At 32.1% G+C, this 6,777-nt stretch carries 8 protein-coding genes; 7 read left to right on the top strand and 1 reads right to left on the bottom strand.

The window, feature by feature from the left end:
• The 3 genes from IDG60_RS03755 to IDG60_RS03745 all read left to right on the top strand — a co-directional run.
• A partial coding sequence (locus IDG60_RS03755; RefSeq protein WP_046399894.1) for an iron chelate uptake ABC transporter family permease subunit occupies positions 1 to 225 on the top strand: 225 nt, incomplete at its 5' end.
• Positions 222 to 1,190: a FecCD family ABC transporter permease gene (locus IDG60_RS03750; protein ID WP_000989088.1), complete on the top strand. Its 969-nt coding sequence runs from the start codon at positions 222 to 224 to the stop codon at positions 1,188 to 1,190. The genes IDG60_RS03755 and IDG60_RS03750, both read left to right, overlap by 4 nt.
• A gap of 235 nt (positions 1,191 to 1,425) precedes the next feature.
• Positions 1,426 to 2,796, top strand: coding sequence for a YjiH family protein (locus IDG60_RS03745; protein ID WP_001549577.1), 1,371 nt, complete (start codon positions 1,426 to 1,428; stop codon positions 2,794 to 2,796).
• Positions 2,797 to 2,927: 131 nt separating this feature from the next.
• Here the strand turns inward: IDG60_RS03745 and IDG60_RS03740 are convergent, their stop codons facing one another.
• Entirely contained in the window at positions 2,928 to 3,188 is a 261-nt protein-coding gene (locus tag IDG60_RS03740) for a SunI/YnzG family protein (RefSeq protein ID WP_001251935.1), read from the bottom strand.
• A 176-nt stretch (positions 3,189 to 3,364) separates the two neighbouring features.
• On the opposite strand from IDG60_RS03740, the gene IDG60_RS03735 reads away from it, so the two are divergent.
• The 4 genes from IDG60_RS03735 to IDG60_RS03720 all read left to right on the top strand — a co-directional run.
• Positions 3,365 to 3,880, top strand: a complete 516-nt coding sequence (locus IDG60_RS03735) for a metal-dependent hydrolase (RefSeq protein WP_000147095.1) — start codon at positions 3,365 to 3,367, stop codon at positions 3,878 to 3,880.
• A 43-nt stretch (positions 3,881 to 3,923) separates the two neighbouring features.
• Positions 3,924 to 5,111 carry a UTP--glucose-1-phosphate uridylyltransferase gene (locus IDG60_RS03730; protein WP_000884735.1) on the top strand — a complete coding sequence of 396 codons (1,188 nt, stop codon included), beginning with the start codon at positions 3,924 to 3,926 and terminating at the stop codon, positions 5,109 to 5,111.
• An 18-nt stretch (positions 5,112 to 5,129) separates the two neighbouring features.
• A complete protein-coding gene (gene trhA / locus IDG60_RS03725; RefSeq protein ID WP_000047255.1) occupies positions 5,130 to 5,813 on the top strand; it encodes a PAQR family membrane homeostasis protein TrhA in 684 nt (227 codons plus the stop codon).
• A 176-nt stretch (positions 5,814 to 5,989) separates the two neighbouring features.
• On the top strand, positions 5,990 to 6,777 hold a 788-nt coding region (locus IDG60_RS03720; RefSeq protein ID WP_206160507.1), incomplete at its 3' end, for an MFS transporter.

Genomic DNA, 6,777 nt, shown 5'->3' with positions numbered 1-6,777 from the left:
TTTGTTGGCTTAATCGTACCGCATATAGTCAAACGCTATGTGAGTAAGAATTATTTAGTCATGATTCCATTAACATTTATTATAGGTGCAGATTTGTTACTACTATCAGATGTATTAAGTCGTTTAATCACTTATCCTTACGAATCACCTGTAGGTATTGTGACATCATTCGTAGGTGCACTTTACTTCTTATTTATAACGATTAAAGGGGTGAAAAGAATATGATGACAACGAAAATTATACGTCGTTATAGTTTAATCACAATCCTTTTAATTGTGAGTATATTCATAAGTTTATGTGTAGGGTCTGTCATGATTCATCCGATTGATGCTATTAAGGGAATCTTTACACAAGATGATTTTATTTTAAATGAGTATCGTATACCTAGAACATTACTTGGTATTATTATCGGTAGTAGCTTGGCTATATCAGGTGCAATTATACAAGCTGTAATAAGAAACCCGTTAGCCTCACCTGATGTTATAGGTATTTCTAAAGGTGCCAGTTTAGCTGCTGTAATTATTATTATGATCTTTCCAACAGCACCATTGTTTGTTTTACCTATAGGTTCATTCTTAGGTGCCTTTGCAGTAAGTTTATTTTTATCATTTTTAATTTCAAAATATGATGTTAAAGGTTCAAAGCTTGCCTTAATTGGTTTAGCAATAGGCGCAATATGTACGGCGATTGTGCAGTTCTTATTAATCAGAAATCCACTGGAAGCAAACAAAGCGCTTGTTTGGTTGACAGGTAGTCTATATGGACATGATATGTCGAATATTTATACTATATTACCTTGGTTTTTAATAACGATACCAATCATCATTTTATTGAGTTATCAATTAGATGTATTGAATCTAGGTGATGCTGTTGCAACCGCACTCGGTTTAAAAGTTAAAACTATTAAAATGCTATTGCTAATTTTAGCAGTAATATTAGCAGGATCCGCAATTTCAGTTGTCGGTGGTATTAGCTTTTTAGGATTAATTGCACCTCATATTGCGAGACAATTAATAGGAAATAAAACATTACACGTTATTATCATGTCGGGGTTAATTGGTGCTATATTGTTAACATTTGGAGATGGTTTAGCCCGTGGCATTCATCCGCCACTGGATATTCCTGTAGGGGTTATCATTGCAATTATCGGTGCACCATACTTCTTAATATTATTACGAAGAATGAAATAACTAACATATGATTAGAGTTTAAAAAAGGTTAAGTACGAAATCAGTAATTGTACTTAACCTTTTTTGAATTCATCTTGAAAAATTACAAGTAATAGCGTATATTTAATAACTGTAATTATTCATTATTTTGCATACATAAACATTTTGAAAGATAGAATGATAAGGAATATGTTTGTTAACTGAATAGAATTCTGTATATACTTAAAACGAATACATAGAGAAATGGATTGATTTTATGGATAGCTTTTCAAGGAAAGAGATAGTTATTGGGAGACTTAAGTTTATTACGATGTCTTTAATTGGTATCTTATTATTTCTAGTACCAATTCCAGTCGAACAAGATGGACAGAAGCAAACAACGTTGCCCGTAGCATTTTTAGCAGGCGTGCTTAAAGATGTATTAGGTGGCGTAATGCCATTTTTAATTGTGACGATAATTACTTTATCGGGTATCATAACTCTGATTTGTTCAACTATTTTAAAAGATAAATTGAAACCTGACGGGCTAATGAACAATGCTTTTAACGTTAGAATTGGTTGGTTAATTTTACGAATATTAGCAGTTGTTTTTGCATGGATGACATTTTTACGAATTGGTTCAAAGGTTATTTACTCAGATGAAACGGGTGGATTATTGTTCTCAAGTTTATTGCCAACATTAGTGGCAGTATTCTTATTTGCAGCTCTATTTTTACCGCTATTAATGGAATACGGTTTGTTAGAGATGTTGGGTCCTATTTTTAGACCGGTTATGAGACCTTTATTTACATTGCCAGGACGTTCGACGGTAGATAATTTAGCATCATTTATTGGAGACGGAACTGTTGGTGTCTTAATTACAAGTAGACAATATGGTGAAGGATATTATTCTCGTCGTGAGGCAACAGTTATTTCAACGACATTTAGTGTAGTTTCTATCACCTTTGCAATTGTAGTTGCTGAAACAGTGCACATGCAAAATCAATTTTTTGCTTTCTATTTATCAGTGATAGTATCCTGCCTCGTTGCAGCAGTCATTATGCCAAGAATTTGGCCTTTAAATAAAATTCCTGATGAGTATGCTAAGGAGGTACCTGAAAGTGCGCGTACTGAGGCATTGCCAGAAGGAAAGACGGCATTGAGACATGGCTTTGATACTGCAACAGAAGTTGGTATTAAAGCACCGGGCGTTATTGACTTTTTTAAGTCAGGATTAAAAACAGTCATTGATATGTGGTTTGTTATTTTGCCTGTAGTGATGAGTATTGGTACTATTGCTACCATTATTGCGAACTACACGCCCTTTTTTGTCATATTGGGTAAACCTTTTGTTCCATTTTTAGAGTTAATGCAAATACCTGAAGCGGCACAGGCTTCTCAAACGATTATTATCGGTTTTGCCGATATGTTTTTACCTTCTATATTAATTGAAGGTGTACAAAATGATATAACTCGTTTTGTTATTGGGGCACTTAGTATATCGCAGTTAATATACTTGTCTGAAGTAGGTGGCGTCATACTTGGTTCGAAGATTCCTGTAAGCATCGGCAAATTGTTTATGATTTTCTTGATTAGAACAATCATTACACTACCAATTATTTCTTTGATGGCACATCTTTTGTTATAAATATATGTGAAAAAGGACAACTGTTAAAATTATGAGAACAGTTGTCCTTTTGTATTTGTTTTTGCTGGGTGTTGAATCAATTAAAAAAATCATTCATGAAGCCCTCACCATGAATGATTTTTTTATACAATTTATTTAGTTAATTCATTGTAAACTTTTTGATCATTTTGAGTATAAATAATGTATTCGTGGTCTTCAGTATCGATAATAACGCGATTCGTTTTACCAAACGTTGAGCCGATTCTAGATACATCTTTGCTGTCTAATTTAGGAACTGCATGAATATCTTGGTCTTGTGTAATATTTTTAATTTCACTTGTAGGAATTTTGATATCAGCAACTCTCCATTGAATACGCACTTCATTATTATCTTTCTTTACTGTCATTGCCATTATTCAAACACATCCTTTAAATATTTTGTAAATACATCATAAACGATTTTGTAATCGTTTTCAAGAGTTATGTGATACTTTTTTAAATTGTGTCATACTAATGAATTTTAACCCGAAAATATGTTCGTGTTTTTGTTAGGGATGTGGTAAAATGTGAGTATTAAAGGAGAACAAATATGACAGGTAAAACACATGCTTCATGTGGCATGCTCGTTGGAGCGCTAACAACACAATATTTTCAAACGGATATTTTTTCGTCGGTTACGGTTATCATTCTAGCAACTCTAGCTAGCTTATTACCCGATATATGTCACACTCAAAGTAAGATTGGCAGAAGGTTTAAGGTAATTAGTTTTTTTGTGAGATTGATCTTTGGACATCGAACCTTTACGCATTCAATATTATTTATCGCAATCATAGCATTTTTATTGCAAATTATTCAGACGCCTAATTATTATATGGCAGCAATTATAATTGGGTTAGTGTCACATGTTATACTAGATATGATAACACCAAGAGGCGTGAAATTATTTTATCCGTTACCGTTTAATGTGAAGACACCGATTCAATTTAAAACAGGTGGACTTGTAGACTTATCTTTAGCTACAGCGTTAATGGTCGGAACAGTTTATGTTTTATTTCAGCCTTTCATCAATGATATAATAAGCAACTGGAATACTAAGTTTTTATAGAAAATAAATTATTAAAGGTTACAAACTCAGCAGGAGGCATAAAATGCTAGATAAAAATCAATTAGCTAAATATAAACAAGATCATTTGTGTGAATATGAAAAAATAATGAGTAACAATGAAAAAGAAGCACTTGAAGAGAAGGTAGCGTCATTAGATTTAGATTTTATTGCCAAATTATATAACGATTTATACATCAATAAGAAAACAATAGATGATGTATCTGCAGTTTCTGAAGTGAAATATGATATTAAATCACAAATGAGTGATGATGAGATTAAGCGTTTAGAGGAACAAGGACTTCAAGCTATTAAAGAAGGACAATTTGCAGTACTTTTGATGGCAGGTGGTCAAGGAACAAGACTTGGTTACAAGGGCCCTAAAGGTTCGTTTGAAATTGAAGGTGTAAGTTTATTTGAACTTCAAGCTAACCAATTAAAAACATTGAATCATCAATCTGGACATACGATTCAATGGTATATTATGACAAGTGATATCAATCATGAAGAAACTTTAGCTTATTTCGAAGCACATAGTTATTTTGGATATGATCAAGAAGCAATCCATTTCTTTAAACAAGATAATATTGTGGCGCTTAGTGAAGAAGGGAAGTTAATTTTAAATCAACAGGGTCGTATTATGGAAACGCCGAATGGTAATGGTGGCGTGTTTAAATCTTTAGACAAGGCAGGATACTTAGAAGAAATGTCTAATAATGGCGTTAAGTATATTTTCTTGAATAATATCGACAATGTTTTAGTAAAAGTGTTGGATCCACTATTTGCAGGATTTACGGTAGAACATGATTACGATATTACTTCTAAAACGATTCAACCAAAACCAGGAGAAAGTGTTGGACGTTTAGTTAATGTCGATTGTAAAGATACAGTACTGGAGTATTCAGAATTAGATCCAGAAGTTGCAAATCAATTTAACAATGCTAATATCGGTATTCATGCATTTAAACTTGGTTTTATTTTAAACGCTGTAAATCGTGAGTTACCTTATCATTTAGCTATTAAGAATTTGAAACAATTAGATGAGAACTTTGGGGTTATTGAACAACCAACTTTAAAATTCGAATTGTTCTATTTTGACATATTTACTTATGGAACTAGTTTTGTCACGTTACAAGTTCCTAGAGAAGAAGAATTTTCACCTCTTAAAAATAAAGAAGGTAAAGATAGTGTTGCAACTGCAACAGAAGATTTACGTAGAATGGGTTTAATTTAATGATAGGCGGTGACTATGATGTCCAAATCAACTAAAAAAAGTAATGACACAATCGTAGAAACATTTAAGGATATCATCCCTTTATCATTTGGAGAAGAAATTGGTAATGCGGCATCTCATGGTGTTGCAGCTTTGTTAACATTATTAGTGTTACCCTATGCGGCTGTGCACAGTTATATTGCACATGGTACGCTTGCGTCTGTGAGTATGTCTATTTATGTTATTTCTATCTTTATGATGTTTATTTCATCTACTATTTATCATTCTATGCAAAATGAAACACCTCATAAATATATTTTAAGGATTATCGATCACAGTATGATTTACGTAGCAATTTCTGGTACATATACGCCTATTTTGTTAACAGTTGTAGGTGGTTGGATAGGTTGGACAGTATTTATTTTATTATGGGGAACGACACTTTGGGGGATTTTATATAAATCCATAGCTGTCAAAGTTAACCAAAAGTTAAGCTTAATTGTCTATTTAGTGATGGGCTGGGTAGGTATTATCTTGTTACCAATTATTTTTATTCGCACATCATGGATATTCATATTATTCATTTTCTTAGGTGGTGTGTCTTATACAATTGGTGCATGGTTTTATGCACAAAAGAATAGACCATATTTTCATATGATTTGGCATATTTTTATTGTAATAGCATCACTATTGCATTTAATTGCGATCTTATATTTTATGTAGTCGTTTAGAAAAGCTGGGGGAAACTCCGCTTTTTTTATTACATAAATCATTCTAATAGGGGATTGTATTGTAATAGAATTATCGTTAAGATTTGAAAGTCAAAAGTGTTTATACATATGAAAACCAATTATTTGTAAATAAAATCTTATAAATAAATATATAGAAGGAGGTATTTCATGCGATTAAAGTCAATCATAACTGTTATAGCTTTAATATTAATTATGTTTATGTCAGCGATTGAATCATCTATTATTTCGCTTGCATTACCTACAATTAAACAAGATTTAAATGCAGGAAATTTAATTTCATTAATTTTTACAGCGTATTTTATCGCATTAGTAATTGCCAATCCTATAGTGGGAGAATTACTTTCGAGATTTAAAATTATTTATGTGGCAATTGCAGGATTACTTTTATTTAGTATAGGTAGTTTTATGTGTGGTTTAAGTACTAATTTTACTATGCTAATTATATCACGCGTGATACAAGGTTTTGGATCAGGTGTATTGATGTCATTATCGCAAATTGTTCCAAAGTTAGCATTTGAAATTCCGTTACGATATAAAATTATGGGCATAGTTGGCAGTGTTTGGGGTATTTCGAGTATCATTGGACCGCTTCTAGGTGGTGGTATATTAGAATTTGCAACATGGCATTGGTTATTCTACATAAATATACCGATTGCGATCATTGCCATTATATTAGTTATATGGACATTTCATTTTCCAGAGGAAGAAACAGTTGCTAAATCAAAATTTGATACTAAAGGGCTCACGCTATTTTATGTATTTATTGGATTGATTATGTTTGCTTTATTAAACCAACAGCTGTTACTTTTAAATTTCTTGAGTTTTATCTTAGCTATCGTTGTGGCAATGTGTTTATTTAAAGTAGAAAAACATGTTTCTTCACCATTTTTACCTGTGGTTGAATTTAATCGTTCGATTACTTTAGTTTTTATAAC

The organism is Staphylococcus sp. EG-SA-2 (genome assembly GCF_017152085.1).
Note: the sequence above shows the minus strand (reverse complement) of the source record. Positions and strands in the feature narration are given on the sequence as shown.